General features: G+C 72.1%; 26 protein-coding genes and 2 tRNA genes. 20 read left to right on the forward strand and 8 right to left on the reverse strand.

Annotated features, from left to right (window positions below; genetic code table 11):
• Positions 1-7: 7 nt before the first annotated feature.
• The 4 genes from ABD241_RS06405 (at position 8) to ABD241_RS06420 (ending at position 3,153) form a co-directional block, all read left to right on the forward strand.
• Entirely contained in the window at positions 8-382 is a 375-nt protein-coding gene (locus tag ABD241_RS06405) for a hypothetical protein (protein ID WP_344059642.1), read from the forward strand.
• 101 nt (positions 383-483) lie between these two features.
• Positions 484-1,164 (forward strand): GNAT family N-acetyltransferase, encoded by a 681-nt coding sequence (locus ABD241_RS06410; RefSeq protein ID WP_344059644.1) that lies wholly within the window; start codon positions 484-486, stop codon positions 1,162-1,164.
• A 113-nt stretch (positions 1,165-1,277) separates the two neighbouring features.
• A complete protein-coding gene (locus ABD241_RS06415; RefSeq protein WP_344059646.1) occupies positions 1,278-2,117 on the forward strand; it encodes an aminoglycoside phosphotransferase family protein in 840 nt (279 codons plus the stop codon).
• Between the two features lie 151 nt (positions 2,118-2,268).
• Positions 2,269-3,153 carry a GNAT family N-acetyltransferase gene (locus tag ABD241_RS06420; protein WP_344059648.1) on the forward strand — a complete coding sequence of 295 codons (885 nt, stop codon included), beginning with the start codon at positions 2,269-2,271 and terminating at the stop codon, positions 3,151-3,153.
• A 335-nt stretch (positions 3,154-3,488) separates the two neighbouring features.
• On the opposite strand, the gene ABD241_RS06425 is transcribed toward ABD241_RS06420, so the two are convergent.
• The gene (locus ABD241_RS06425; RefSeq protein ID WP_344059650.1) at positions 3,489-4,568 is read right to left on the reverse strand and encodes a saccharopine dehydrogenase NADP-binding domain-containing protein; all 1,080 of its coding nucleotides are present in this window, start codon (positions 4,566-4,568) and stop codon (positions 3,489-3,491) included.
• A gap of 70 nt (positions 4,569-4,638) precedes the next feature.
• Between ABD241_RS06425 and ABD241_RS06430 the strand changes: the two genes are divergently transcribed.
• Positions 4,639-5,583 (forward strand): GlxA family transcriptional regulator, encoded by a 945-nt coding sequence (locus tag ABD241_RS06430; RefSeq protein ID WP_344059652.1) that lies wholly within the window; start codon positions 4,639-4,641, stop codon positions 5,581-5,583.
• 135 nt (positions 5,584-5,718) lie between these two features.
• Here the strand turns inward: ABD241_RS06430 and ABD241_RS06435 are convergent, their stop codons facing one another.
• The 4 genes from ABD241_RS06435 to ABD241_RS06450 all read right to left on the reverse strand — a co-directional run bounded on the left by ABD241_RS06435 (position 5,719) and on the right by ABD241_RS06450 (position 10,008).
• A complete protein-coding gene (locus ABD241_RS06435) occupies positions 5,719-6,375 on the reverse strand; it encodes a hypothetical protein (RefSeq protein WP_344059654.1) in 657 nt (218 codons plus the stop codon).
• Between the two features lie 155 nt (positions 6,376-6,530).
• Entirely contained in the window at positions 6,531-6,914 is a 384-nt protein-coding gene (locus ABD241_RS06440) for an SHOCT domain-containing protein (RefSeq protein WP_344059656.1), read from the reverse strand.
• A gap of 120 nt (positions 6,915-7,034) precedes the next feature.
• Positions 7,035-7,274, reverse strand: a complete 240-nt coding sequence (locus ABD241_RS06445) for a hypothetical protein (protein ID WP_344059658.1) — start codon at positions 7,272-7,274, stop codon at positions 7,035-7,037.
• Between the two features lie 115 nt (positions 7,275-7,389).
• Positions 7,390-10,008: a winged helix-turn-helix domain-containing protein gene (locus ABD241_RS06450; RefSeq protein WP_344059660.1), complete on the reverse strand. Its 2,619-nt coding sequence runs from the start codon at positions 10,006-10,008 to the stop codon at positions 7,390-7,392.
• Between the two features lie 121 nt (positions 10,009-10,129).
• Here ABD241_RS06450 and ABD241_RS06455 point away from each other — a divergent pair, with 121 nt between their 5' ends.
• The gene (locus ABD241_RS06455; RefSeq protein WP_344059662.1) at positions 10,130-10,378 is read left to right on the forward strand and encodes a hypothetical protein; all 249 of its coding nucleotides are present in this window, start codon (positions 10,130-10,132) and stop codon (positions 10,376-10,378) included.
• Between the two features lie 56 nt (positions 10,379-10,434).
• Here ABD241_RS06455 and ABD241_RS06460 read toward each other — a convergent pair whose 3' ends face one another.
• A complete protein-coding gene (locus ABD241_RS06460) occupies positions 10,435-11,499 on the reverse strand; it encodes an acyl-CoA dehydrogenase family protein (protein ID WP_344059664.1) in 1,065 nt (354 codons plus the stop codon).
• Between the two features lie 178 nt (positions 11,500-11,677).
• Between ABD241_RS06460 and ABD241_RS06465 the strand changes: the two genes are divergently transcribed.
• From ABD241_RS06465 to ABD241_RS06515, 11 genes are all read left to right on the forward strand, one after another.
• Positions 11,678-12,004 (forward strand): putative quinol monooxygenase, encoded by a 327-nt coding sequence (locus tag ABD241_RS06465; protein WP_344059666.1) that lies wholly within the window; start codon positions 11,678-11,680, stop codon positions 12,002-12,004.
• 95 nt (positions 12,005-12,099) lie between these two features.
• Positions 12,100-12,172: transfer RNA gene (locus ABD241_RS06470), tRNA-Gly, on the forward strand.
• Between the two features lie 117 nt (positions 12,173-12,289).
• Positions 12,290-13,267, forward strand: a complete 978-nt coding sequence (gene ligD, locus ABD241_RS06475) for a non-homologous end-joining DNA ligase (RefSeq protein ID WP_344059668.1) — start codon at positions 12,290-12,292, stop codon at positions 13,265-13,267.
• Between the two features lie 82 nt (positions 13,268-13,349).
• Entirely contained in the window at positions 13,350-13,835 is a 486-nt protein-coding gene (locus ABD241_RS06480; protein WP_344059670.1) for a glutathione peroxidase, read from the forward strand.
• A 22-nt stretch (positions 13,836-13,857) separates the two neighbouring features.
• Complete coding sequence (locus tag ABD241_RS06485) at positions 13,858-14,910, forward strand: chorismate-binding protein (protein ID WP_344059672.1); 1,053 nt, start codon at positions 13,858-13,860, stop codon at positions 14,908-14,910.
• Between the two features lie 64 nt (positions 14,911-14,974).
• Positions 14,975-15,820, forward strand: a complete 846-nt coding sequence (locus ABD241_RS06490; protein ID WP_344059674.1) for an aminotransferase class IV — start codon at positions 14,975-14,977, stop codon at positions 15,818-15,820.
• Entirely contained in the window at positions 15,817-16,314 is a 498-nt protein-coding gene (locus tag ABD241_RS06495) for a TIGR02611 family protein (RefSeq protein WP_344059676.1), read from the forward strand. The genes ABD241_RS06490 and ABD241_RS06495 overlap by 4 nt, the downstream gene beginning before the upstream one ends.
• Before the next feature lie 127 nt (positions 16,315-16,441).
• Positions 16,442-16,518, forward strand: a tRNA-Val gene (locus tag ABD241_RS06500).
• A 79-nt stretch (positions 16,519-16,597) separates the two neighbouring features.
• A complete protein-coding gene (locus tag ABD241_RS06505; RefSeq protein WP_344059678.1) occupies positions 16,598-17,683 on the forward strand; it encodes a sensor histidine kinase in 1,086 nt (361 codons plus the stop codon).
• Positions 17,680-18,345: a response regulator gene (locus ABD241_RS06510; RefSeq protein ID WP_344059680.1), complete on the forward strand. Its 666-nt coding sequence runs from the start codon at positions 17,680-17,682 to the stop codon at positions 18,343-18,345. Before ABD241_RS06505 ends, ABD241_RS06510 begins: the two co-directional genes overlap by 4 nt.
• A gap of 79 nt (positions 18,346-18,424) precedes the next feature.
• Positions 18,425-19,645 (forward strand): hypothetical protein, encoded by a 1,221-nt coding sequence (locus tag ABD241_RS06515; protein ID WP_344059682.1) that lies wholly within the window; start codon positions 18,425-18,427, stop codon positions 19,643-19,645.
• An 89-nt stretch (positions 19,646-19,734) separates the two neighbouring features.
• Here the strand turns inward: ABD241_RS06515 and ABD241_RS06520 are convergent, their stop codons facing one another.
• Positions 19,735-21,831 (reverse strand): bifunctional lysylphosphatidylglycerol flippase/synthetase MprF, encoded by a 2,097-nt coding sequence (locus ABD241_RS06520; RefSeq protein ID WP_344059684.1) that lies wholly within the window; start codon positions 21,829-21,831, stop codon positions 19,735-19,737.
• 233 nt (positions 21,832-22,064) lie between these two features.
• On the opposite strand from ABD241_RS06520, the gene ABD241_RS06525 reads away from it, so the two are divergent.
• The 3 genes from ABD241_RS06525 to ABD241_RS06535 all read left to right on the forward strand — a co-directional run bounded on the left by ABD241_RS06525 (position 22,065) and on the right by ABD241_RS06535 (position 24,396).
• The gene (locus ABD241_RS06525; RefSeq protein ID WP_344059686.1) at positions 22,065-23,408 is read left to right on the forward strand and encodes a phosphoribosyltransferase family protein; all 1,344 of its coding nucleotides are present in this window, start codon (positions 22,065-22,067) and stop codon (positions 23,406-23,408) included.
• Between the two features lie 99 nt (positions 23,409-23,507).
• Positions 23,508-23,858, forward strand: coding sequence for a hypothetical protein (locus ABD241_RS06530; RefSeq protein WP_344059688.1), 351 nt, complete (start codon positions 23,508-23,510; stop codon positions 23,856-23,858).
• Positions 23,859-23,877: 19 nt separating this feature from the next.
• Entirely contained in the window at positions 23,878-24,396 is a 519-nt protein-coding gene (locus tag ABD241_RS06535; protein WP_344059690.1) for a flavin reductase family protein, read from the forward strand.
• On the opposite strand, the gene ABD241_RS06540 is transcribed toward ABD241_RS06535, so the two are convergent.
• Positions 24,393-26,429, reverse strand: a complete 2,037-nt coding sequence (locus ABD241_RS06540) for an acyl-CoA dehydrogenase family protein (RefSeq protein WP_344059692.1) — start codon at positions 26,427-26,429, stop codon at positions 24,393-24,395. The genes ABD241_RS06535 and ABD241_RS06540 overlap by 4 nt on opposite strands.
• Between the last annotated feature and the right edge of the window lies 1 nt (position 26,430).

Below are 26,430 nucleotides of genomic sequence, written 5' to 3' on the forward strand. Positions count from 1 at the left end.
GACCGCCATGCGCGAGTACCTGCTACCCCTGACCTGCTCCATCGCCCTCGTGATCGGCGCGCCGGCCGCCGCTGTCGCCCAGACGAACCCCACCACCGGCCAGCCGGGCACGACCGCAGGCTTCAACTGCGCGACGTCGAGTGCTCCGGCCGAACCGGGCACCGCTGCCGCTGCGCCGGGCTCGGCGTTCAACGAGACAACGCCCGGGACCGCCCGCACCGTCTGTGCAGGCAACGGGCCGTGGTTCGTGGACCACGCCGGCAGCACTGCTGCAGTGTCCCAGGACGACGCCGCCTGCAGGCAGCTCAGCCCGCACCGAGCCAGCCCGTTGGCTCGCCGTCCCTGCTCGGTAGGTGTGGCCCGCAGCGGGCGGCCTCACTGAACGCCGCCGCCGCGGCGACGGTGACCGTCAGGGCTGTGCGCCGTGACCGAACGCTCCGGAAGTCGATTGGCTGACGCACCCCGGCCGGGGGAGCATTGGGCATGCTCACGATGGAAGAGATCTTCCCTCCCTTCGGACTGCTCATCACCAGCGGCAGCGTCGAGATGCGCGTGATGCGCGACGAGGACATCCCGGAGCTCGTCGAACTCATCCACGACGGCATCCAGGCACCCGACCTCCCGATGCCCTTCCTCACCGACTGGCATGCCCAGAGCTTCACACCGGGCTCGCCTGACGGGTTCCCGACAACCTCGCTCGCGTGGTGGTGGAGCCAGCGAGCCATGTTCGCCCCCGAGGACTGGCGCATGGCCCTGACCGTGCGCCGTGACGGCGTCCTCGTCGGTATGCAGGACGTCCACGCCACGAACTTCGCGCAGACCCGGCACGTGGAGACCGGTTCCTGGCTGGGACTGCGCCATCAGGGCCAGGGCACCGGAACCGTGATGCGGCAGCTCGCGGTCGGGCTCGCGTTCGATGAGCTCACCGCCCAGTCGTGCGGGTCCGGATACATCGTCGGCAACCTCGCTTCGGCCGCGGTCAGCCGGAAGACGGGCTATGTCGACAACGGACGCAACCGGATCGTCCAGCGCACAGCCGATGGGAAGGTCGGGATCGAGGAGCAGCGGGTCCTCGTCACCCCGCACACGTACCTTCGCCCAGTAGGGCCAGTCACGATCCGGGGCGCCGATGCACTTCGTCGATTCCTGGCGATCGAGGACTGACGGTCACTCGTGGCCGGTCGGGCCGGCCCGTCCGGGAATGCGGGGGGGGTGACGCAGCGGTGATCGTCCCGCCGAGATCTCGGGAGGCGTGGATCGCCCACGGTGGCGAGTCGGTGCGTGACTGGTTGGACCGGTTGCCGTGGCTGTCGGAAGAACTGATGGATCGCTGGTCCTGCGTGCCTGCCGGCGACGTGCGGGCCGGCTTTGGCGGAGTCGTCCTTCCGGTGCGCCGCGCGGACGGGACCCGCGCCGTGCTGAAGCTGTCGCTCCCGGGGGAAGGGGACGACCTCGAGTCCGCAGTGCTGGCGACCTGGGCCGGGCGTGGTGCCGTGCGTCTGCTGGAACGTGACGATGCTCTCCGGGCACGGCTTCTGGAGAACCTCGAAGACCGCTCGCTCGCCGAGGTCGAGGACGCAGAGGTGTCGATGGCCGTGGTGGGTGACCTTGCCCGCCGCCTGGCAGTCCCGGCTGCGGGCGGCCTGCCCCGGCTGAGTGAGGCGTGTGCGCGGTGGGAGCGGGAACTGCCGAGGATGAACCAGCTGGCGGCCCATGCGCTGTCGCCGCGCGCCGTCGCCGTTGCCGTCGCGACCTGCCGCGAACTCGGAGCCGAGCAGCCAGAAACGGTTCTGCACGGGGACCTGCACCAGAACAACGTCCTGCGCGGTAGGAGAGAGGAGTGGCTCGCGATCGACCCCCTGGGACTGGTCGGTGACCTGGCCTCCGAGTGCCTGACCCACCTGCGCGACCGGTGGGTCGAGCTCCACCGTCAGGACCAGCCGCATCGGGCGCTACGACGCCGGATCGACATCTTCGCCGATGCCGCGCACATCGATCGCGAACGAGCCCGCCGATGGACCCAGCTGCGAGCTGCGGTGACGAGCCTGCGCAGTCGTCTGGACACCGCGCCTGTCGACGACCACGGCTTGCATGCGTGGGTGGCGTCCGTCCTCTGATCGACCGACTGTCGATCCACCGGCGTCATGACGGACCTTCCGCGTCCCAGCGCCTGCCGACCCGGCCCCGGCCGCGGTCTGCTGGGATGACGCAGCGATCGGACGTCATAAATCCCGTGCGTCCGGGCGGTGTGTCCGGTTGGCTCTGCGTATGTCGGTCGCGATGCAGTCCGGAACACCGGCCTTGTTGGACGATGTCGTGGAGGCGGTGGCGAGCTGGCAGCAGGAGGGCGCGCCGGTCCAGGTCCACCCCGGTGATCTCGGCTGGAACTGGGGCTTCGGCTCGGAGGCGCTGGCCCGGGAGGTTCGCCTGTGGCGGCGTGGGGGCACGATCCTGGCCGCTGGCATGGTGGACGCCAAGGATGGGTTGATCCGGATGGCGATCGCGCCGAGCGTCGACTCCGACGAGGCGTTCGCCAGGCAACTGCTGGCCGATCTGGCGGACCCGGGCCGTGGGGTACTGCCCGCCGACGGAGGGGTCGTCGAGGCCCGCTTCGGTGCCGCGTTCCGAGACCTGCTGCACCGTTCCGGTTGGGTGGCCGACGAACCGTGGACTCCGCTTCGTCGTGAGCTGACCGACCCTGTCGAGGACTGCGGCCTCAGGATCGAAGTCCTCGACGCAGACCACGTCGACGAGCGGATCCTGCAGGACCGGGTCGCGGTGGGCCGGGCCTCGTTCCCCAACTCGACCTTCAGTTCGCAGCGCTGGCGCGCCATGGCGGCGAGCTCGGCGTACCGTCGGGCTCGCTGCCTGGTCGCGTACGACGAGGACGGCGCTGCGGTCGCAGCGACGACGGTGTGGTCGGCCGGCCCCGGGCGTCCGGGGCTGATCGAACCGCTGGGTGCGCACCCGGACCACCGAGGCCGGGGGCACGGTCGGGCCATCACCTTGGCAGCGGTCGCCGCCCTGCAGCAGATGGGGTCGTCCAGCGCGACAGTGTGCACGCCGAGCAGCAACGTCGCCGGCGTTGCGGCATACATCTCGGCAGGGTTCGAGAAGCTCTCGGCCGTCACCGACTTCCGACGCCTGGCCTGAGCGAGGCGCGGGCCGCGGCACGGGGGCGGGCCTGCCGCGTCGAAGCATTAGCCCCAGCGACGCACTGCGGTGGACCGGATTCCACCGGTTCAGGGTGCACCAGCCGACGAACGAACCGTCAGAGACACGATCCACCGCCAGCCGCGCGCCCCCGTGCCCTCCTCTTCTCCTGTCCGGAAGCCGGTGGGCGGCCGACGAGCCTACCCACGCCGGGCAGGAGGGGTCACGCACATCCGTCTGCGTACGCCGGTGCTCCCCTCCTCGGCCGAGACGGTGGCCGCCGCCGGAGAGCGGCCCACCGGCGGTCGGCGGGCGCGTGGACGCGTCACCCCACGTCAGGGGCGTGCACCTCCACTCACCGGGCGACTGGCGGCTTCCTCGAACGCGGGGCCGATGCCTGTCATCGTCGGGCCCAGGGGGTGGCGGTCCAGGGCATGGAGCAGGTGTGTGGCGTCGAAGGCCTCTCCGGGGGCGATGGCGCCGCTCTCGAGGCCCTGTCCGTGCAGCAGCCGCACCGCTCCTTCGACCACGAGCGGCCCTGTGCTGGCGTAGATGTCGCGGCCGGCAGCGCTCGACCGACGCAGGTGCCCATCGACGATGACAGCCACGTCGAGGACGAACTGCTGGCCGGAGGGGCCCGATGCGTCCGCCGCGACTGGCTGCGGCGTCGACGGGTCGCGAAGCTGCGCCAGGGGAGCGGTGGTGATGTACGAGGTCAGGTCCTGCACGTCGAGATGACGGTGGGTGGTCGGCACCTCGGAGAAGGTGAGCTCGGTCACCGGCTGCGCCCCGAAGGGCGCGGGGAAGGACCACTGCTCGCGCGCGCCATGCCCGCCCAGGACAGCAAGCCTTCCCTCCCGGATGCGCCGGCGGGGAGCGGTGTTGCGGGCGCCGGTCGTGCGGGTCCCAGCGGTGGGGTGCCAGCTGTCGAGCGCAACGGCGATCTCCACGCTGCACTCGAATGGGCGGCTTGCCTCCGCGAGGGCCGCGCTGACCATCAGGTCGGCCAGGCCGCCGTAGAACGCCATGGCCGGGACGACGCTGACGCCGGCAGCGCGCGACGGGGCATCGAGCGACTCGTAGAGCTGCCATACGGCGGGCTGCTCGGCGGTGACGTCGAGGTAGTGCGCCCCGGCCGTGACGGCCGCCGACGCCAGTGGAAGGGCGGTGTCGAGGAACGGGCCGGCGCAGTTGATGACGACACCGACCTCGTGCAGCCTCGAGGGCAGCCGGTCCTCGGTCAGGGCGAAGACCCTGCGGTCCAGCCCCGCGAACCGGCCGCCCATCGTGTCCAGGGCGCGCGCATCGCGTCCGGCGAGAACGGGGGCGACGCCGCGGGACATGAGCTCGTCGACGACGAACCGTCCGGTGTGCCCTGCCGCCCCGTAGACCAGTACCTGTGCATGAGAAGTCATGACCCCAGCGTGCGGTTCACCGGCCCGGTCGACGAGCGGCTGGGGGGACACGATCCGTACAGTTTCGGACATGCACCGCGTCGCCCTGGTCGTGCACGAGTCGGCCATGCTCCTCGAAACCGCTCTCGCCGCAGAGGTCTTCGCCGTCGACCGGTCGGAGCTGTCGCCGACGGGGAGCTGGTACGACGTGGTGGCCGTCACCCCCGACGGGCTCCCACACGCATGGTTGCCCGGACTCGCGTCGGCCGCGTACGACGACCTCGAGGAGATGGACACGATCGTCGTCTCCTCGACCAGTCAGCCGCTGGCCGAGCCGGACCCGCGGCTGCTCGACGGCCTGCGCGGCGCGCACGATCGCGGCCGTCGCATCGTGGGCCTGTGCACGGGGGCCTTCGTCCTGGCAGCGGCCGGGCTGCTGGACGGACGTGTGGCGACGACCCACTGGATGCACGCACCGGAGCTCGCCCGGCGTCATCCGCAGGTCGACGTCCGAGCCGACGTGCTCTACGTGGACGAGGGGCTGGTGCTCACCTCCGCCGGGAAGACGGCGGCACTCGACCTGTGCCTCGCGCTCGTGCGCCAGGACCTCGGAGCGGTGACGGGCAACGGCGTCGCGCGGCGTCTCGTCGCGCCGGCACACCGGCCGGGAGGGCAGGCGCAGTTCATCGCGCCGCCGGCACTTCCGAGATCGGACACCGACCTCTCGGCGACGCTCGAGTGGGCCCGCGGGCACCTGGACCAGCCACTGACGGTGGAGCGGCTGGCTCGCCGAGCGGGCCTGAGCCGGCGACAGCTGGCGCGGCGCATGCACGCGGAGGTCGGAACCGGCCCCCTGGAGTGGATCCACCGGGAGCGGCTCTTCCTGGCCCGGCAGCTCCTCGAGATGTCGGATGCCTCCGTCGAGCACGTCGCGGCGCGAGCGGGCCTCGGTTCGGCGGCTACCCTGCGTCGTCACTTCCACCAGTCCCTCGGCGTGACGCCCACGGCGTACCGCACGACCTTCCGAACAGGCTGACGCGCGCGCCACGAAGCGCACCGGAGCCGAGCGGCGAGCATCCGCATCTACTTCTCGAGCGTCATCACACTCCGGGGATGAGGGCGCTCGCGGGATGCCGGTCGCCCGGCCGCCCCGAGGCCACGCACGGGATGTTCAGGCGCTCAACCGGTGCTCGGCGGACTGACCACGCCGGTCGTGCTCTCGCCGACGCTTCCAGCCGAGGTCCATGAGGAGTGCCAGCGCCAGGATCACCACGAGGGCGAGCGACGAGGCCGGCGCGTCGACCAGGGTCGTGGTGCAGAAGACGACGAACGTCACGACGGTGCTCAGCAGGGCGGTGACGAGGACCACGAGCATCAGTACGTAGACGAGCAGGCCCGGGGTCGGCTTGGCGGCCCCGGCCAGCGGCGTCGGCCGGCGGCGACGACCTGATCGGCCGTCAGGGTCCCGAGCACCCCGAGCGAGACGGCCACGTAGACCGCGGTCGCGACGGCCAGGGCGAGGAACATCGCGCGAGGCAGCTGCCGCGTGGGCCGTGGAGCCGACGACGTTCAACGCGGTCATGGCCACGACGAGGGCAACCGCGAAGACCCTTGCCCACGTGGCGTTGTCGTGCGCCAGCACGGCGCGGGCGTACCCGCCGAACGACGAGGCCACCATGGCCGTGACGATCGCGCCCGTGACGTAGAACAGCCACGAGGTCACCCCGGTGACGTGCCCCTCGCCGAAGCTGCGGGGGAGGTGGGCGAGCCATGCCGCCTTCCGACGGGCTCTCGCTCCCAGCATCGGCCGGCGACGCATTCGGGTCATCAGCCCCAGAGGCTGACAGCCCTCGCATCCGGACGCGTCCATACGACGGGGCCGGGACGAGCGCCGAGGCCCCGTCATGTGGTGGTCCGGACAGCCCACAGCCCTCGACCGGAGAACCGGTCAAGGGCTGTTCGCGCGTCGAGCCAGGACGGGGATCAGGAAAGCGCCCGAGCCTTGATCTGGCTGTACTCCTCCTGGGAGATCGCACCACTGTCCAGGAGCGACTTCGCCTGGGACAGCTGGTCGGTCGGGGAGTAGGCCGGCTTTGCGGCGACGCTGCGGATGTAGTCCTCCTGTGCGGCCCTCTGCCGCTCGGCGCTCGCCATCTCGCGGTCGGCCATGCCGTGTCCCCGGACCACCAGGTAGACGAGAGCGGAGAGGAACGGGAAGACGATGAGGACGATCACCCACAGGACCTTGGCGAAGCCGCCCAGCTCCCTGTCACGGAAGAGGTCTCCGAAGATGTGGAACAGGATCATCAGGTAGGCGACGAAACAGAAGGACCATACAAGCAGCCAGAAGAAGCTCCAGAAGTCCATGGTGAGCCAGTCCTTTCATAGTGACTCGGCGAGGGTTGCGGTCAGTGGACCGCCTCCACCACTCAATCTGCCGCTCCCACTCCCTCCCGACATCGCACTTGGCGAGGGAGATGAGAGGTTTCACCGGGTGTCCGGCTCCACGGGTGCATCGCGTTCCGGCGACTCCTCGACCAGGTGGGTGGAGGTGACCTCCAGGCCCAGGGCCGTCAGGCTGCCCAGCACCGCCACCAGCTCCTGGCTGTCGTGCACCCGCACCGTGAGGGTGGTGCTCGTCCCGTCGCTGAAGCACCACGCGGCATACGGCCAGATGTCCCGCTCGTCCACGTTTCCGGTCACGGTCACGACGGCGTGCATGGTCATCTCTCCCTCCGCGTGGGGTCCGCGTAGGGACATCGTCACCGGAGCTGGTGCCCCTGCGCCTCGCCCCCTGCGAGGGAGATCGCCGTGCCGGCAGGCCCGAGAGGGCCCGAACCGGCTAGTAGAGCTCGAGCTCCGCGGCACGGCGGATGGCCGCCCGACGGCTGCTCACGCCCAGCTTCTGGTAGATGTGCGAGATGTGCGTCTTCGCCGTGTGCAGCGAGATGTACTCCGCATCGGCGATCTCGGCAGCAGTGAGGTTGGTGGCGAGGTACTGCAGGATCACGTGCTCGCGCTGGGTGAGGTGCTCGCTCCGACCGGTGACGTCGTGCGGCTGTCCGGTCGAGATGCGCCCGAGGATCTGCGTCACGGTCGTGGCGTGCGAGGTGCCGTGTCGCAGGTGCGACTTGAGCAGCTCGCGCAGCTTGCGACCGGCGCCGAGGAAGGGCCCGTAGAGCTGGTCGCGCTCGGCCGCGGCCAGCGCCAGCTCCAATGACTCGTGGGCGTTTGGACGGCCCAGGACCGCGCGCGCCTCCGCCTCGATGCACCGGCAGAAGCACTCGACGTGCACCAACCTGTCCTCGGCCCGCACCCGGCCCAGCTCGGCGAGCGCCTCGACGGGAAGGCCCGCCTGCAGGAGGACCGCGGCGCGGTGGGGCCGAGCCATCGGGTAGCCAGGCTCCGTCACGGGACTCATGGCCAGCGCCACCGCCTCGCGCTTGCTGCCCTCGGCCAGCAAGACCAGACCCTCGAGGCCGGCGAGCATGGAGGCCCACGTCGGTGAGCGGCGGCCGGACTCGATCAGCTCCTTGATCTGCGAGGTGGCCCGTCGCGCCCCGGCGACGTCTCCCAGTGAGAGGTAGGTCTTGGTGAGGAAGTTCAGGGTGAGGCCGCGCAGCTCCCAGTCGAACGGCAGCATCATCGACAGGCTGCGCTCCAGCTCGGCTCGTGACTCGTGCAGGTTGCCCCGCCAGTGGTCCAGCCAGCCCAGGTAGGCCACTGCCGGGGCGAGCGTCGCGAGCCCCACCCAGCCGCGGTCCTCGGCCCGCGTCAGCACGCTCATCGCCAATGCGCCGATCTCACTGAGCCGCCCCTCAGCGACGGCCGGGATGCACGACTCGGCCAGCGCCGACAGCTCGAGGGCGACGAGACCTGCGTCGTGGGCCGTCGCCGCGGACGAGCGCAGCATCTCGAGAACTGGCCCCCGCCGATCCTGCAGCCGCGCTTCGCCCATGCCCACGAACATCTGCACGGAAGCCAGCACCGCGGGTTCGGTCGGATGCCGGCTCTGCCCGAACCTCTCGAGCAGGGCCTCGCCGGGCTCGATCGCCGCGCTGAGGCCCAGGCCGTAGCCGGTCCGGAAGAGCTCGACGACGGCCATCCGGTCTCGGAAGCCGTCCTGGTCCGCCTCAGGGACGTCCCCGGCGGCAACACGCGCAGCGTCGATCTCGAAGCGGGCCTCGTCCGTCTTGCCCTGCTGCACGAGGATGAGCGCCCTGGCCAGGTGCGTGTCTCCGCAGTAGGCCGAGCTGTGTGGCAGCTGGTCGAGAGCGCCGAGCACGGCGTCCTCCTTGCCCTCCATCAGCATCTCGAGCCAGTGCTCGGCGAAGATCTTCGAGGCCAGCTCGGCGTCGCCGGCGGCCATGGCATGGCGGATCGCCGTGGGCGCGTCGACCGCGCTCCACCACGCCGCGGCCGCCCTGTGCTGGACGGTGGCCCGCTCCGGGTGGGCCGTGACCAGGCGACGGTGGACGTGTGCCGCGAAGAGGGGGTGCCAGGAGTACCAGGGCTCGTCCGTGCTGCTCGCGCGGGACAGGAAGAGCCCGTCGGCGAGGCACTGCTCGAGCAGCGCCTCCGCGTTGTGCGTCCCGCGCACCCTGTCGATGAGCGGCGCGCACACCTGCTCGTCGAGCGTGCTGTCGAGCACGAACTCGCGCACCTCGTCGGTCAGTGACGCGAGGACCTCCGTCGCGAGGTACTCCGCCAGGGCCTGGTCGCGTCGCAGCTGGGTCGGCACCTGTCGCCGCAGGCCGTACTGCCGGGCCGCGAGGACGGCCATGCGCACGCCTGCCGGCCACCCACCGGTGGTGCGGTGGATGGAGTCGACTGTCTCGACGTCGAGGTCGAGACCGGCCACTCGGACGGCTTCGGCCGTCTCCTCGGGACCGAACGCCAGGTCCTCGTGGGTCAGGTAGGTGAGCCGGTCGTCGAGCCGCAGTCGCTGCAGTCGCAGCGGAGGGACGACGCGTGCCGCGATCGCGATGCGCATGTTCGCAGGAGCCCACCGCAGGATGTGGTCGACCAGAGAGGCGGAGGCCGGGGCGCCGGTGAGGTGATGGAGGTCGTCGAACACGAGGGTCAGCGGGACCCCGGCGTCGTAGAACACCTCGAGGAGCGAGTCGACGAGGGTCTGCGGTTCCGCTCGCAGGGTCGACTCGCGCACCGGTCTGAGGTCGGCACCGGCCCGCTCGAGTCCCGAGATCCCGGCCGCGCTGACCAGGTCGGAGACGAGGCGCGCCGGCGCGCGGTCGGAGTCGTCGAGCGTGAGCCAGATGGCCACGCCCTGCTCCTGCCGCCGGCGGGAGGCCTCGGCCAAGAGTGTCGACTTGCCGTAGCCGGCCATTCCCGCGAGCACCACCACCGGCCGTCGGTCCACCAGGGGCACGAGCCGTGAGCGCGCGATGGTGTGGGCGGAGAGCAGTGGAGGGGTCATCCGCGCCTGACGTGGTCCGACCATGTCAACCTTGTCGGTGGATGCGGGAGTTCTCTTTCCTTGTCAGATTAGACAGACGCAGAGCCACGAGAGCGGAGTTCGGCGTTTTCGGGATGTGAGGCCCGCCATGCAGAGATACGACATCGTGATCGACGGTGAGCTCACCGCTGATCTCCTCGATCCGGGGCTGTCGCTGCGACGCCGCAACATCGACAGGGCGACCATCCTGAGTGTCCCTGCGCTCGACCCGGGCGTACTGGGACGAACGTTGCAGCTGCTGGAGTCCCTCGGCATCGGCGTGACCGCCATCCACAAGGTCGATGACCTCGAGGGAGACGTCGACAGCCAGGCAGCAGGGCAGGACGCTCCAGCCACACATGGCGATGGCGGCTGACCGGGTGTCACCACCGGGTCGTCACCGCCAGATCGTCACGGCCACGTGGTCAGCCGTCACCACCAGGAAGGTGGCTGCTGTCCCAGCACCAGCCGGCCGAGCGCTGCCTCGTCGCGCTCGGCGTGCTCCTGGCGCAGGTAGAGCTGGAGGTCGGCCACGCGTCCGGCATGGTCGTCCTCCAGCGCCAGCGGGGCGGGCCCGGTCGCATGACCCACGCGCTGCAGGACCGCCTCCGCGGCACGGCTGACCACGTGACGGACCCGCAGGGCGAGAGCAGCGCCCTCGGCACCCTGCGCGAGGCCGTCGTCCACGCGCTTTGCCGCATCGGACAGGGTCGCCCGAGCCGCCCACAACGTGGCCTCGACGGCGCCGAGGTGCATGAGCGCAACCTGGTCCGGCGCTCGCCGGCTCGCCAGCAGCCGCCGCGCCACCCCGACCGCCCCGCCGTACCAGATGGCGGCCACCCCCATGCCGCCCCAGGCGAAGCCGGGTCGCTCCAAGTACCACCCTGCTGGCCCGACAGGCGTCGCCGCCGAGCCGTCGAACGTGACGGGCCCGCTCGGGACCGCGACGAGCCCGCGGGCGAACCACGCCGCCTCGTGGACGGTCACGCCGTTCGACGGGCCCAGGCGCACGGCATACAACCGCCGCGTCGTCGGGCCGTCCCAGGCGGTGACGAGCGCGTGGGTCAGCGACCCGGCGAGGGAGCACCACGGCTTGGTGCCGTGGAGCCGGAAGGCTCCGCCGTCCGCGACCGCCTCGAGCCGCGTGCCGGGCCCCTCGGCGGCGTAGACACCCCAGCTCGCGCCCGGGTCGTCGACGTCGACGAGCTGGTGACCGGCCGCTCGGGCCTCCGCGAGGATCGCCAGCGCGTCGAGGTGCGGCTCGACCGCGCGCGCGGCGGTCAGGCTCACCGCCGCGAGCGAGGCGAGCGCCTCCCACAGCTGCGTGGTGTCGCCCGTGCCGGGGAGCGGAAAGGCGTCCGGACGACGCCGCACCAGGTCCAGCGCGGCCGCCGGGTCGGAGCCCGGGCCGAGATCGTCCAGCAGCCCGTCGAGGAGGCCGTCCTTGCCGCCGCCGCCGTCGTCGACTCGCTCGCTGGGCCGTTCGGTCAGGCGCACGGCGCCGGTCACTGGACCGCGTGGGGTCGGGAATCGCTCACGACGAGGGTCATACCCCCGAGGCCCGCGCGCACGGCGCTCCTCCACCGGGGTGGCTCCCGACGTCGGCGCGGGTACGCCACCAGCGAGACGCGCCAGCGCGCCCTGCCCAGCCCGATCCACCTCAGGAGGAAGCACCTTGATCTTCATCACCGCGAAGTTCCCCGTGAAGCCCGAGCACGCCGACGACTGGCCCGAGATCTCCCGCGCCTTCACCGAGGCCTGCCGCGCCGAGGAGGGCTGCCTGTGGTTCGACTGGTCACGCAGCATCGACGACCCGAGCGAGTACGTCCTCGTCGAGGCCTTCCGTGACGACGCCGCGGGAGCCGCGCACGTCCATAGCGACCACTTCAAGGAGGCCACGTCGAGCCTTCCGTCCTACCTGTCCGCGACGCCGAAGATCGTCAACACCACGGTCGAGGGCACGCAGTGGTCCGAGCTCGGCGAGATGGCTGTCGAGAAGTAGCCGAACAGCCTCGCGCAGAGCGGGTTTCGCACTCCGGGCGAGCGTCCGCTATCGTCTACCTCGCACCCCGAGCCCACGGGCTCGGAGGTTGGCAGGCGGACGTAGCTCAGTTGGTAGAGCGCAACCTTGCCAAGGTTGAGGTCGCCGGTTCGAGCCCGGTCGTCCGCTCCGCCGGAAGGGCCCGTCGACTCACGTCGGCGGGCCCTTCCGCTCCTCCGCGGCCCTTCGCGTCTCCCGCATGGCGTATGCCGTGTCCCGGCCCCTGCGGTCCGTAGGCTGTCGCCCATGGCTGCGTCGAGCAAGACCCCCACCGTGGAGCTCGAGGTCGGCGACCACACGGTGCGCCTCTCCAACCCCGACCGCGTCTACTTCTCCGAGCGCGGCGAGACCAAGCGCGACCTGGCCGACTACTACCTGTCCGTCGGCCCCGGCATCGTCAACGCCCTGCGCGAGCGGCCGTGCATGCTGCACCGCTTCCCCAAGGGCGTCGACGGGCAGAAGGTCCACCAGAAGAGGCTGCCCGCCGGCGCGCCGCCGTGGGTGCAGACCGTGCGGCTGCACTTCCCCCGCTACGGGCTGCACGCCGACGAGCTGTGCGTCACGCAGCTGGCCGACGTCATCTGGGCGGTGCAGATGTCGACGGTCGAGTTCCACCCGTGGAACAGCCGACGTGCCGACACCGAGAGCCCCGACGAGTGGCGCATCGACCTCGACCCGATGCCCGAGTGCAGCTTCGACACGGTGCGGCGGGCGGCGGCCACGACGCACGAGATCCTCGACGAGCTCGGCGCGGTGGGCTGGCCCAAGACCTCCGGTGGAGCCGGCCTGCACGTCTACGTCCGCATCGCCCCGGAGTGGGGCTTCAAGGACGTGCGCCGCGGGGCGCTGGCCTTCGCCCGGGAGGTCGAGCGGCGGCTGCCCGACGAGGTCACCACGACGTGGTGGCGCCGGGACCGCTCGCCCAAGGACCTCTTCGTCGACTACAACCAGAACGCCCGTGACCACACCATCGCCGCGGCCTACAGCGTGCGCGGCAACCCCCGCGGCACGGTGTCGGCCCCCCTGACCTGGGACGAGATCGCCGACGCCGAGCCGCAGGACTTCACCATCGCGACGATGCCCGAGCGCTTCGCACGCCTCGGTGACCTGCACGCCGGCATCGACGACGCGGTCTTCGACTTCCGCCCCCTGCTCGAGTGGGCCGAGCGCGACGAGCGCAGCGGCAAGGACGTCCCTCCCGAGCCGGAGGAGGGCTCGGCCTGAGCCGCATCCAAGTGCCGACGCCCATCCGGATCGGCTCTCGCACCGAATCCCCGACACCCGCAACGACAGCGAAGGAGACACCGTGACGGTGCTGCACGACTTCAAGGCCACCGCCCTCGACGGCAGGGAGGTCTCCCTCGCCGACTACGCCGGCGACGTCGTCCTCGTCGTCAACACGGCGAGCCAGTGCGGCTTCACCCCGCAGCTCGCCGGCCTCGAGGCCCTCCACGAGGCCTACCGCGACCGCGGCTTCGCCGTCCTGGGCTTCCCGTGCAACCAGTTCGGTGGCCAGGAGCCGGGCACCGAGGAGGAGATCGGCGCCTTCTGCCGGAAGAACTACGGCGTCACCTTCCCGATGTTCGCCAAGATCGACGTGAACGGCTCGGGAGAGCACCCGCTCTACGCGTGGCTGAAGTCCGAGAAGGGCGGCCTGCTCGGCGCGCGGATCAAGTGGAACTTCACCAAGTTCCTCGTCGGCCGCGACGGCACCGTCCTGGGCCGCTACACGCCCAACACCGACCCTGCGGACCTCGCCGGCGACGTCGAGAAGGCCCTCGGGGACCAGTAGGCGCAGGCCCTACGATCGGCGGGTGGACCACGCCCGCTTCGCCGACCGGGAGGCCTGCGGTGTCGTCGACGTGCGTCACGGACCCGAGGCCCTCGAGGCGCTGTCGGGCGACGGCTTCTGGGCCGTCGTGGCGACGTTCGAGGGCGACGTGACGGCCGTGCGCTTCGAGCACGTCACGAAGCAGCCGTATGCCGCCACGCCCGACGACGCACGCCGGCCGGCTCGTGCAGTGGGCTGGCGCCCGCTCGACCGCCGGTGGCGCAGCTCGCTCGACCGGACGGCATACGTGGAGGCGGTGAAGCAGGTGCAGCGGCGCATCGCCGCGGGCACCGTCTACCAGGTGAACGTCTGTCGCGTGCTCACCCACGAGCTCGAGGAGGATGCGGACCTCGACGCCCTCGATGCGCTTCTGCGGCAGGGGAACCCGGCTCCACACGGCGCACGCATCCGGTGCACTGCGGCAGGGATCGACGTCGTCAGTGCGTCGCCGGAGCTCTACCTCTCGCGGGACGGCCGGCGACTGGTCACGCGTCCGATCAAGGGCACCGCCACCACTGCCGCGACGATGCTGCCGAAAGACCACGCCGAGAACGTCATGATCGTCGACCTCATGCGCAACGACCTGTCCGGCGTCTGCGAGCCGGGCACCGTCTCGGTCGACGCGCTGTGCGAGATCGAGGAGCATCCCGGTCTCGTGCACCTGGTCTCGACGGTCAGCGGCCGCCTGCGCGACGACGCGCGCTGGGCCGACGTGTTCGCCGCCGCCTACCCGCCCGGCTCGGTGTCGGGTGCACCCAAGTCGAGCGCCCTGACCGCGATCCGCGACCTCGAGACCGCCCCGCGCGGGCCCTACTGCGGCGCGGTCGGCTGGGTCGACGCCGACGCCGACGAGGCGGTCCTGGCGGTCGGCATCCGCACCTTCTGGGCCGAGCGGGACGACACGGGCCGGCGCCTGCTGAGGTTCGGCACGGGCGCCGGCATCACCTGGCACTCCGACCCCGAGGGGGAGTGGGCCGAGACCGAGCTCAAGGCCGCCCGGCTCATCGGGCTCGCCGCGGGCTCTGTGACACCATGAACACAGCCGGTCGGCCACGCTCCCGGTGGCGCCCGAGCCCGTCAGGAAGGGGCACGAGAGGTACATGAGCACGACCACACGCGTCTGGGTGAACGGCGACCTCGTCGACCCGGAGGGGCCCTCCCTCTCAGCGCTCGACCACGCCGTCACCGTCGGCGACGGCGTCTTCGAGACCGCCAAGATCGTCGCCGGCCGGCCCTTCGCCCTCACGCGTCACCACCGCCGGCTCGAGCGCTCGGCCGCGGGCCTCGGCCTGCCGCCGGTCGACCTGGGCCTGCTCGACAAGGGTGTCGCCGCGGTCCTCGACGGCCCCACCATCGACTTCGGGCGGCTCCGCTACAGCGTCACGGGCGGGCCCGGCCCGCTCGGCTCCGACCGCGACGACACCGCCCTGACCTACATCGTGCTGGCGGCGCCGCAGGCCCTCCCGCCACAGAGCGGCAAGCTCACGGTCGTGCCGTGGACCCGCAACGAGCGCTCGGCCGTCGCCGGCCTCAAGACCACCTCCTACGCCGAGAACGTCGTCGCCCTGGCCCGCGCCAAGCAGGAGGGTTCCATCGAGGCCGTCTTCGCCAACACGCGAGGCGAGCTGTGCGAGTGCACCGGCAGCAACGTCTTCGTCGTCGTCGACGGTGTGGTGCTCACCCCGCCGGCCGACTCCGGCCTGCTGCCCGGTATCACCCGGGAGCTCACCATCGAGTGGGGCCGCGCCGCCGGGTTCGACATCCGCGAGGAGCCGCTGCCGCTCGAGATCCTGCGCACCGCCGACGAGGTCTTCATCACGAGCACCACCAAGGACGTCCTCCCGATCCACGCGGTCGACGACCGGACCCTGCCTGATGACCACCCCGTGACGGACGCGCTCCGGCGGGTCTTCCGCAGCAACGCCGAGCGGGACAGCGACCCGTGAGCGGGCCGAGTGGGCCGCACGACCCGACGGCCGACGGCACCCGTACGCCTGACCCCGTCGACTACTCCGACGCGGACGTGACGCTCGACGCCGGCGAGGACCGCTGGGCCTGGCGCGCCCGGCTGCGCCGCAACCCGGTCACGCACGCCATCTGGCGCACCGCCGTGGGCGTCGTCGGCGCCCTCGTCACCGGAGCCGGGCTCGTCATGGTGCCCGCCCCCGGCCCGGGGTGGCTCGTCGTCTTCTTCGGCCTGCTCATCCTCGCCAGCGAGTTCGAGTTCGCCCAGCGCTGGCTCGACTTCGCCAAGCACCACGTGAGCCGCTGGAACGACTGGATCATGGGCCAGGCGCTCTGGGTGCGGGGCCTCGTGGCGCTGGGAACCCTGGCCTTGGTGTGGGTCGTGGTCTGGGGCTACCTCGCGGTGGCCGGTGTCCCGCAGTTCGCTCCCGAGTGGGCCGAGCAGCTGCTGACGCGGCTGCCGGGAGTCGACTGACCGCACGGTCGCCCACCGGCCGACCCACGGGCCGGTGCGACGCGGAGGGCCGATTACCGCGCAGACCTTCCTTCCCGCTATTGTTTGCAACCGTCGCCCCGACGCCCTCGTCGGCACAGGGGCGCCCGGACGTGTAGCTCAGTTGGTTAGAGCGTTCGCTTCACACGCGAGAGGTCAGGGGTTCGAGTCCCTTCACGTCCACCACCCACACCACCCGGCACGACGACAAAGCGGCCGCCTCGATCTGGTTGACGCACAAGGACGCCGGCGCGACATTGAGACGGTGACCCGGGCGCTGACCTTGCTCGCCGTAGCAGCGCTGCTGGTGATGCTGCTGGAAGCCGCTCCCAGCGGCCAGGTCATGCCCGCCGCGGTCACCGGGTCGGGCTTCGTGGCCTGGTCGGTGCTGGGCTACCGCTGGGCGCTGGTGCGTCGACGCCGCGCCCGAGTGACCTACCTGGCCGTGGCGTTGGTCCTCGGCTTCCTCGTCTTCGACGTCGCGGGCGCCGGAGTCGGCAGCACCCTGCTCCTCGTCGTGGTCGTGGTGCAGGCCGTCATGCTGCTGCCCCTCGGCTGGGCCGTCGTCGTCGCGCTCCTCGTGCCCTTCGTGCATCTCGGCATGCCGATGCCCGACGCCGTGCGGCAGGTCGTCAGCACCGCACTCGCGTGCGCCTTCGCGTTCGTGCTGGCCGCCCTGCACCTGCGCGAGCAGCAGGCGCGGGCCGAGCTGGCGGAGGCCAACGCTCAGCTGCAGCTGTTCAGCGCGCAGGCGCAGGAGCTGGCGACCATGCGGGAGCGCACGCGGGTGGCCCGGGACATCCACGACGGTCTCGGGCACCACCTGACGGTGGTCGGCATGCAGGTGCAGGCCGCCCGGGCGGTGCTCGGCCGCGACCTCGTCAGGGCCGATGCCCTGCTCCTCCAGGCCGAGGACCAGGCGCGAAAGGCGTTGACGTCGGTGCGCGAGTCGGTTGCCGCCCTGCGCGAGCCCCGTGCCGCCGAAACGCTGCAGGAGCAGCTGAGGGGTCTCGCCGACGAGAGCGCGACCCTCGGGCTGCCGGCCGCCGTCGAGGTCGAGGGGGTCGAGCGCCACCTGGACCCCGAGGTGGAGGTGGCGCTCTACCGAGCCGCGCAGGAGGGCCTGACGAACGTCCACAAGCACGCCTCGGCACGCGGTGCCGTGCTGCGACTGGCGTACCGACCCGGCTCGGTGGCACTCGAGGTGCGAGATGACGGCTCGGGCCTGCGCCGCGAGGGCGGCGGATTCGGCCTGGTCGGCATCCGTGAACGCGCCGAGCGCCTGGGTGGCTCGCTCACCATCGAGTCATCGGCGACGGGCGTGGTGCTCCGCGTCGAGGTGCCGGGATGAGCGCCGGCCGCCCCCTGCGCATCCTGGTCGTCGACGACCAGACCCTCTTCCGGGAGGCCCTGACGACGCTGCTGGAGGCACGGCCGGAGGTGGACGTCGTGGGCACCGCTGCGCACGGTGCCGAGGCGCTCGAGCTCGTGGCCGCGCTCCAGCCCGACGTCGTCCTCATGGACCTGCGCATGCCGGTGCTCGACGGCGTCTCGGCCACGCGACGGCTCAGCGTCGAACACCCGGGCGTACGCGTACTCGTCCTGACCACCTTCGACGGCGAGGACGAGGTCTTCCCGGCACTGCGCGCCGGTGCGGTCGGCTACCTGCTCAAGGACGCCTCGGCCACGCTGCTGGTCGAGGGCATCCTGGCCGCAGGTCGGGGCGAGTCCGTCCTGCAGCCCTCGGTGGCCGCCAAGGTCGTGGCGCGGGTGAGCCAGCTCCCGGAGCAGCCGGGCGGCCCGCGTCCGCAGCCACTGGTCGATCCCTTGACGCCTCGCGAGCTCGAGGTCCTCCGGGCGGTCGCCGAGGGGCTCAGCAACCGGGAGGCCGCGCAGCGGCTCTACCTGTCGGAGGGCACCGTGAAGAACCACGTCACCACGGTCCTGGCCAAGCTGGGCGTGCGCGACCGCACCCAGGCCGCGCTGCGGGCGCACGTCCTCGGCCTGCTGTGAGGGTCATGCCGAACCGATGACCTCGACCATGACCTCCGGCACGTCACCGCATTGACGCCCCGGATCGACCATCGTCGGCATGGACACTCTCACCACCTCGTATGCGGAGCCCGCGCCTCGCGCCACGGCCCGCCGTCTCCTTCGCCCGCGGCTCGTCCGCTTCCTGATCGCCTACCTCGAGATGACCGTCTCCATGGTTGTCGGCATGCAGCTCCTCGGAGTCGTCTGGGACGCCGTCCGGCCGGGCCTGACCAGCCGCCCCGACGCCATGGCCCTGACGATGGCCGTCGACATGACCCTGGGCATGAGCGCCTGGATGTGGGTGCGAGGGCACCCCACGAGGCACATCGCGCAGATGTCCGCCGTCATGGTCGTGCCGTTCCCGGTGCTGCTGGTGCCGTACTGGCTCGGCGCGATCTCCGGCGAGGCGCTCCTGACGTGGGGTCACGTCGCGATGTTCGCGCTCATGGCGGCCTTCATGGCTCGCGTTCCGCACGCCGGGCAGGCGCGGCATGCGCCCCTCGGTGACCAGGGGGCGCACCTCGCCGGCCCTCCGTCGACTGCCCCGCAAGGTGCCACCCCGGCGTCACGCACCGGCCGCACCGCTGCCGGCCTCCTCGTCCTCGGCGCGACGCTCGCCGTCCTCGGCGGTCTCCTCCACCCGCACAGCGAGCCGCCGAACTCCCACCTGGCCGTCTTCGCCGAGTACGCCCGGAGCACCGACTGGGTGTGGGTCCACGACCTGCAGTTCCTCTCCGGAGCGTCCGTGGTGGCAGGGTTCCTCGTCCTCGGCCGTGCGCTCCGCCGGGCCGGCGTCGCCCCCGCCCTGGTGCGACTCGGCGACACCACAGCGGCCGCCACGGTGGCGCTCATCGCCATGAACATGGCCGTCGACGGCGTGGCCCTGAAGCGAGCCGTCGACGCCTGGGCCAGTGCAGGGGCGGGGGAGAGGGCCGAACGGTTCGCCGTCGCCGAGGGGGTGCGCTGGGTCGAGTGGGGCGTCAACTCCTTCTTCACGATCGCCCTTGGCCTGACCGTCCTGATCTGCGCCGTCGCACTCCTGCAGGTCGCCCGCCGGACCCGCCTGCGGCTCGCGGCCGTCAGCGGGGCGCTGGCCGGGGGAATGCTCGTCGTCAACGGCCTGGCCGTCGGCGCGCACGGCTTCGAGCCCAGTGCGTTGCCATTCGTGGCAACCGCCCTCTACGTCGTCATGGCGCTGTGCGTCCCGGCACTGGACAGGCCGGCACTAGCCTCCACGCCCGAGGCACGGGCGTACGCGCGAACCGTCGCCTCCCGCTGACCTTCGGCCGCGGACGGACCGAGGAACGATCCCCGGTCCGTCCGCGCAGCCCGTCCCCGCCCGGATCGCCGCGGTCGAGCGTCCCGGCATCACGCATGGACGGGTCGCGCGAGGGTGATGAGGTCCCGCAGGCCGGCAGCGGGAAGGTACGCGCGGCCGAGGGCGAGTCCGATCCGCGGGAGCGCCGCCTCGTCGGGGAAGACGAGGTAGAGGGGCTCGGTCCGGGGCTGGAACTTCGCCTTGAAGGCGTGCAGCGAGCGGAATCCGTAGTAGGGCTCGAGGGTGGCTCCGAGCCGGTCGAGGAAGGCGTCGAGCGTGCCTCGGTCAAGGCCCTCGTCCGCACCCGTGCTCCGGGCCAGGGGCGCCCCCGACAGGGACACGGTCGAACATCCCTCGTCCCGGAAAGCCAGGCAGGAGGACGCGATCAGGAACTCCATCGAGTGGCGGAAGCCCCCAGGCAGGCGGCGCATCACATCGAGGGTCCAGCCCGCCGGTCCACCGCCACCGACGCCGTAGATCGGCATCCACGACGTGACGCCGTGCACCGTCCGGTCGGCGTCGACGGCGAGGCCGACCCGGACCCTGGGATCGAGGGCCTCGTCGACGCCCCCGAGGGTGAAGCCCATCTCGGGCAGTCCCTTGTCCTCGACCCACTGCGAGGAGATGGCCTTGACCTGCATCTGCAGCCCGCGGGGCATATCGGTCAGCGGCCCCAGATCCAGGTGGATGCCCTGCTTCGCCGCCTGGTTGAGGGCCGTACGCACGTCCTGCCACGCCTTGCCGACGAAGTCGAGCTGGTCGAGGTCGATGACTGCCTCCTCGGCGACCTGCAGGCTGTGCCAGCCCTGCGCCCGGGCGTGCCTGGAGGCCTCGGCGCTCACGGTGAACAGGCACGGGACCAGGCCCTGGGCGTGCACCCGGTCCGCGAACTCGACCAGCAGCCCGGCTCGGTCCGGCTCCGCCGCCGCGACCGGGTCGCACAGTCCCACGGCAACCCCGGCATGGACGCGATAGGCGACGTAGCCGGCCCGGTCCGCGGTGGTGAACCACCGGTTCTCCGGCCAGGTCGTCATCCACGCGAGCCGGTTGACCGTGCCCTGCTGGGCGAGCAGCTCGGTCGCGAGCGTGCGCTGGTCGTCGTCGGCCGGCGCGACGAGGCTTCCCGCCGTGCGCCGCGCCCGTCGCGGCGACGGGTTGCGGAAAGCCCGTCGCCCCACCAGGAGCAGGCCCAGGCCCGCGGTGTTCAGCACGAGGTCGTAGGAGGCTGCCACCAGCCCGGGCTCACCGACCACGACCATCCACACGACGTTGCCGACCTGGATCGCGATCACCACGGTCAGCAGGCCGACAGCCCAGAGCCACGCGCGTCGTCGGCCCTTGTAGAGGCTGCGGGCCAGCCACAGCCACAGGAGTGCGAGGACGACGGCGCCGACGAGGTTGCGGTGCGAGAGCTCGTCGATGCGCGCCTGCGCCGAGAGCGTCGCGGCGAGCGGCCCCTGGGCGGTCGTGAAGTTCTCGATCACGGCCTCGATGGCCGCCACGACGAAGAAGCCGCAGGCGAGCAGCCGGTAGTCCCGCCGGGTGAGCCGCCGGGCGCTCAGCTGCGGTGGCCGCCCCTGGAGCAGCGGGCCGATGAGCAACCCGCACGCGACGGCGAAGACGTGCTCGAGGTCGGTCAGGGCGCCCATGTGCACCGCGAACAGCAGCACGTAGGCGACCAGTACCGCGCGCAGCCGACCCCGCCAGGGAGGGCTCAGCGTGACCGAGGCGGCAGCCACCGCCCCGAGGAACGCAGCCGACGGTCCGGCGTCCCGGTCGTCGGCGAGCGAGGTGGTCCAGAGGTACCCGTGGTCCCGGCTCGCCCACAGCACCGCGGCAGCTGCGAGAACCGCGACAACCTGGCAGGCCGCAAGCGCAACGCCGGCCCGTCCGGTCCCCAGGCGCCACTCCGCGAAACCACCGAACAGGGCCAGCCCCACCAGGATCGGGAGGTACCTGACGGGCTCCAGGGCCAGGAACGAGCCCGTCACCAGGGTCCACCACGCACCGTCCTCGAACGAGGGCAGCCCGTAGGCCATCGACGATCCCAGGGGACGGGTACCCAGTGGCTGCCAGAGCCCCCGTGTCACGACGGACATCACCAGGACGAGGAGGACCAGCCCCACGGTCAGCGGGAGCTGCCTCATCACCGTCACCGGACGGGCCATCCCTACATCGTCGACCTGCCCCGGCTGCTCCGGGGTGGGATTGGTCGATCCCGCCACCCGTGAGCCCGACACCCGGGCACTGCCGGCGCCGACGGTCCACCATGGGAGGAGACACGCGAGGCCGGCGGGTGACTGCGCCCCGGTCCGCCCGGGCCGGGCCGTCGCGCGACCTGCGCTTCCGCCGCTCGGTGTCCGAGCCTAGGGAGGCCACCATGGTCGTGTTCGAGGACCGGCACGATGCGGGTAGCCGGCTGGCCGGAAAGCTGGAGTTCCTCAGGGGTGAGGACATCGTGGTGCTGGGGCTGCCGCGAGGTGGCGTGCCCGTCGCCGCGGTCGTCGCCCGCACCCTCGACGCCCCGCTCGACGTCATCGTGGTCCGCAAGCTGGGCGTGCCCTTCCAGCCCGAGCTCGCGATGGGTGCCATGGGAGAGGGCGGGATCGAGGTTGTCGACCGGCACATGCTCAGGCGCGCCCGCGTCAGCGACCGGGACCTCGCCGCGGTCGAGGCACGCGAGCGGGCCGTCCTCGACACGCGGGTGGAGCGGCTGAGGCAGGGTCGTCCTCGGGTCGACCTGCGCGGCCGCGTCGCCGTCGTCGTCGACGACGGCATCGCCACCGGCGCGACGGCCCGGGTGGCGTGCCGGGTCGCCAGGGAGCTCCGGGCGGCGCGCGTCGTCCTCGCCGTCCCCGTCGCCCCCGCAGACACCCTGGCGCGCCTGCCGGAGGCCGACGAGGTCGTGTGCGTGTCGGCGCCGGCGCACTTCCGTGCCGTGGGGGCACACTACGAGGACTTCTCGCCGACGACCGACGAGGAGGTCGTGCACCTGCTCGAGCAGGCCGACCGCCGATCGCGACACGACGGTGGCGTCGCGACGTCCCCCTGCGACGTCGACGAGGACGTCTTCGTGCCAGCCGGGTCGGTCACGATCGAGGGTCACCTGCGAGTGCCCGAGCACGCCAGGGGGGTGGTCGTCTTCGCGCACGGCAGCGGCAGCAGCCGGCACAGCCCCCGCAACCGCTACGTGGCCGGAGTGCTCCAGGACGCCGGCCTCGGCACCCTCCTCCTCGACCTGCTGACACCCGAGGAGGAGGGGGACCGGCGCAAGGTGTTCGACATCCCGCTGCTGGCCGACCGTCTCGCGTCCGCGGCGGACTGGCTGGCCCGGCGAGCGGACACGGCGACGTGCCGGGTCGGCTACTTCGGCGCGAGCACCGGCGCCGGAGCGGCGCTGTGGGCGGCCGCGGCGCCGGACTCACGGGTGGCTGCCGTGGTGTCCCGCGGCGGACGACCGGACCTGGCCGGGCCCCGGCTCGCAGACGTACGCGTACCCACCCTGCTCATCGTCGGCGGCGACGACGACGTCGTCCTGGAGCTCAACAGGCAGGCACGTGCCGGGCTGCGGCACTGCCCGAGCGAGCTGACCGTCGTCGCGGGTGCCACCCACCTCTTCGAGGAGCCCGGAACCCTGTCCCGGGCCGCGAGGCTGGCCCGCGACTGGTTCGTCGAGCACCTTGTCGAGGACCCTCCGCCGGCCCAGGACAGGGGCCGGCCGTGACCCTGTCCACCAGGACCGACCACGACGGGTGTGGCGTCGTTCCAGCAGGCGCGGAGCGCCGCGGCCCCGAGCGCCCGCGCACGGACTAGCGTGGGAGACATGCTCGCCACGGTCTCCAGCCTCTACATCTATCCCGACTCCGATGCGCCTGGCCAGGAGCTGGAATCGGTCCACGTGACCGAGTCGGGCCCGGAGGGCAACCGCTCCAAGAAGCACGCCGTGCACCTGGTGTCGGTCGACGACTACGTCGAGACGCACCCCAAGGCCAACATCGTCCTCGACATGGACGCCTCCGCGCTGGAGAAGCTCGTCGGCCGGATCGTGCGGCTGGGGGACTGCACCCTCGAGGTCACCCAGACGCCGTCGCAGTGCGCCGGGGTCTACGCCCGCGTCGTCGAACCCGGCACGGTCTCGGTGGAGGACTCGCTCCTGGTCGCCGAGCCCGAGTGACCGGCCCACTCGCCGCCCCATGACGATCCACACCGAGCACCCGTTCGAGACCCCGGAGGACGGCCGCGACCAGGTGCGCCGACTCCGCAGCCGCGTCGGCGCTACCGTGTCGCTCTGGACGTCGGGCGAGGGGGTCGAACGGGCGGGGCTGACCGTCTCGTCCTACCTGGTGGCGACCGGCGACCCCGGACGGGTCGTGGGGCTGCTGCACCCGGACTCCGACCTGCTCGACCGGCTCCGGGAGACCGGCACCGCCGTCGTCGCCCTGCTCGGCGCGCGCGACGAGCGGCTGGCCGAGGCCTTCGCCGGGAGCATGCCCGCGCCAGGCGGCCCGTTCCGCCTCACCGAGTGGGAGCAGACGGAGTGGGGGCCGAGGGCCGTGGGCGCGCAGACCTGGGCCGGCGTGCGCCTCGATCCCTCGAGCGTTCACGAGGTCGGGTGGTCGGTGCTCGTCGAGGCCAGCGTCGAGCACGTCGTGGTCGGCGCCGACGAGGCCCCGCTCGTGCACCGACGGGGCCGCTACCAGCGTTCGACCTAGACGGTCCCCGACATCTCCGTCGTCTGCAGCCCGTCCGGGATGCCGAACGCGTCGACGAGGGTGAGCGCGTGCGGGCGCAGCTCGGCGCAGATCTCGTTGACCAGCGCCGTCAGCGCCTTGGCCCGAGCGGGGCTCAGCCGGTCGTGCTCGAGGTACCACGCCTTGTGGCGCTCGATGGTCGAGAGCAGGTGGAGGTCACAGACCCGCCCCAGCAGTGCCCGGACGTCGGTGTCCGGGCAGGACTCGACCGAGGCCGCGAACGACTCGGCGACCATGCGCTCGACGTGGGCGGTGGCCGCCTCGACGAGGTGGTCCTGCGTGGCGTTGAAGACGGCGAAGGCGTCGGCCCCCGGTGCGGTCGCCCGCCGCAGCCGCCGGGCCAGACCCTCGATGAGGTGGGCCTCCCGCTCGCGGAGCAGGCGCAGCTGCGTGCCCCGGATCCCGAACGCGACGACCTCCTCGCGGCCCGGGGCCGCGTCGACGAGCCGCTGGATGATGCCTCGGGCGGCGGACCGCTCGAGGACCGTGCCGCCGACGAGGCGCGCCCCGAAGCGCACGATGCCTGCCGTGTCGAGGTCGCCGAAGGTCGCCTGGTACTCACCGAGCAGCGACTTGGCCACGAGCTGGAGCAGGACGGTGTTGTCGCCCTCGAAGGTCGTGAAGATGTCGGTGTCGGCCTTGAGCGCGGCCAGCCGGTTGGCCCAGAGGTAGCCGGCGCCACCGCACAGCTCGCGGCACTCCTGGATGGTGTCGGTCGCGTGGCGCGTCGTCAGCACCTTGATGCCCGCGGCCCGGGTCTCGAGCTGCCGCTGGTCCTGCTCCGAGGTCGCGCGCCCGCTCAGCACGTCGTCCATCGCCGAGACGAGCTCGTGCTGGGCCACCTGCAGGGCGTATGCCGTCGCGAGCCTCGGCAGCAGGCGCCGCTGGTACGTGCGGTAGTCGAGGACGGTGGTCTCCACGTCGGTGCCGGGGGCGGCGAACTGTCGGCGCCGGGCGGCATACGTGGTCGTGACGGCGAGGGCCGAGCGGGCTGCGGCACCCGCGCCGCCGGCCACCGAGATGCGGCCGCGCACCAGGGTGCCGAGCATCGTGAAGAAGCGGCGGCTGGGGTTGTCGATCGGGCTCGAGTAGGTGCCGTCGTCGCCGATGTCGCCGTAGCGGCCGAGCAGGTTCGTGCGCGGCACGCGGACGTGGTCGAACAGCAGGCGGCCGTTGTCGACGCCGGCGAGGCCGAGCTTGGGGCCGCAGTCCTCGATGGTGACGCCCGCGGCCGCGGCGCCGTCCTCGTCGCGGATGGGCACGAGCACGCAGTGCACCCCGCGCGACTCGCCGTCGACCACGAGCTGGGCGAACACGGCGGCCATCCGGCCGTCCCGGGCCGCGTTGCCGATGTAGTCCTTGCGGGCCGCCGGCTCGGGGGAGTGGACGACGATCTCGTCGGTGTCGGGGTCGAAGGTGGCGGTCGTCAGCAGGCTCTGCACGTCGCTGCCGTGACCGGTCTCGGTCATCGCGAAGCAGCCCTGCAGCTCGCCGGAGATGATCCTCGGGAGCAGGTCGTCGTGGCGGCTGGTGCCCAGGAGCGAGACGGCGCCGCCGAAGAGGCCCCACTGGACGCCGGCCTTGACGAAGAGCGACAGGTCGCTGTGGCCGAGCATCTCGAAGGCCGCGACCGCCTCGCCGTAGCGCGCGGTCCCGCCCTGGTGCTCGGGGAATCCTGCTGCGGCGTAGGACTGTTGGGCCAGTGCCTCGAGCTGGGCCGCGACGCGGGCCCGGTGCTCCTCCATCGGCAGCGGCTCCGGCGGGGGACCGAACACCGCGGCGTCGAGGGTGCGGCACTGCTCGCGGACGTCGTGGAACGGCCCGTCGAGGTGGCGACGGAGCGAGGCGACGAGGCCGTTCTGGTCGCCCGTCCCCGGCGTCGGCTTCGGCTTCGGCTTCGGCTCGACGGTGGGCGCGGACGCAGAGGACTCCGCGAGATGGTGAGCGGAGGAGTCGGCGGGGGTGCCGGCGGGGGAGTCTGTGGCCGTGGACATC

The sequence above is a fragment of the Terrabacter lapilli genome (genome assembly GCF_039531305.1).
Lineage (GTDB): Bacteria > Actinomycetota > Actinomycetes > Actinomycetales > Dermatophilaceae > Terrabacter > Terrabacter lapilli.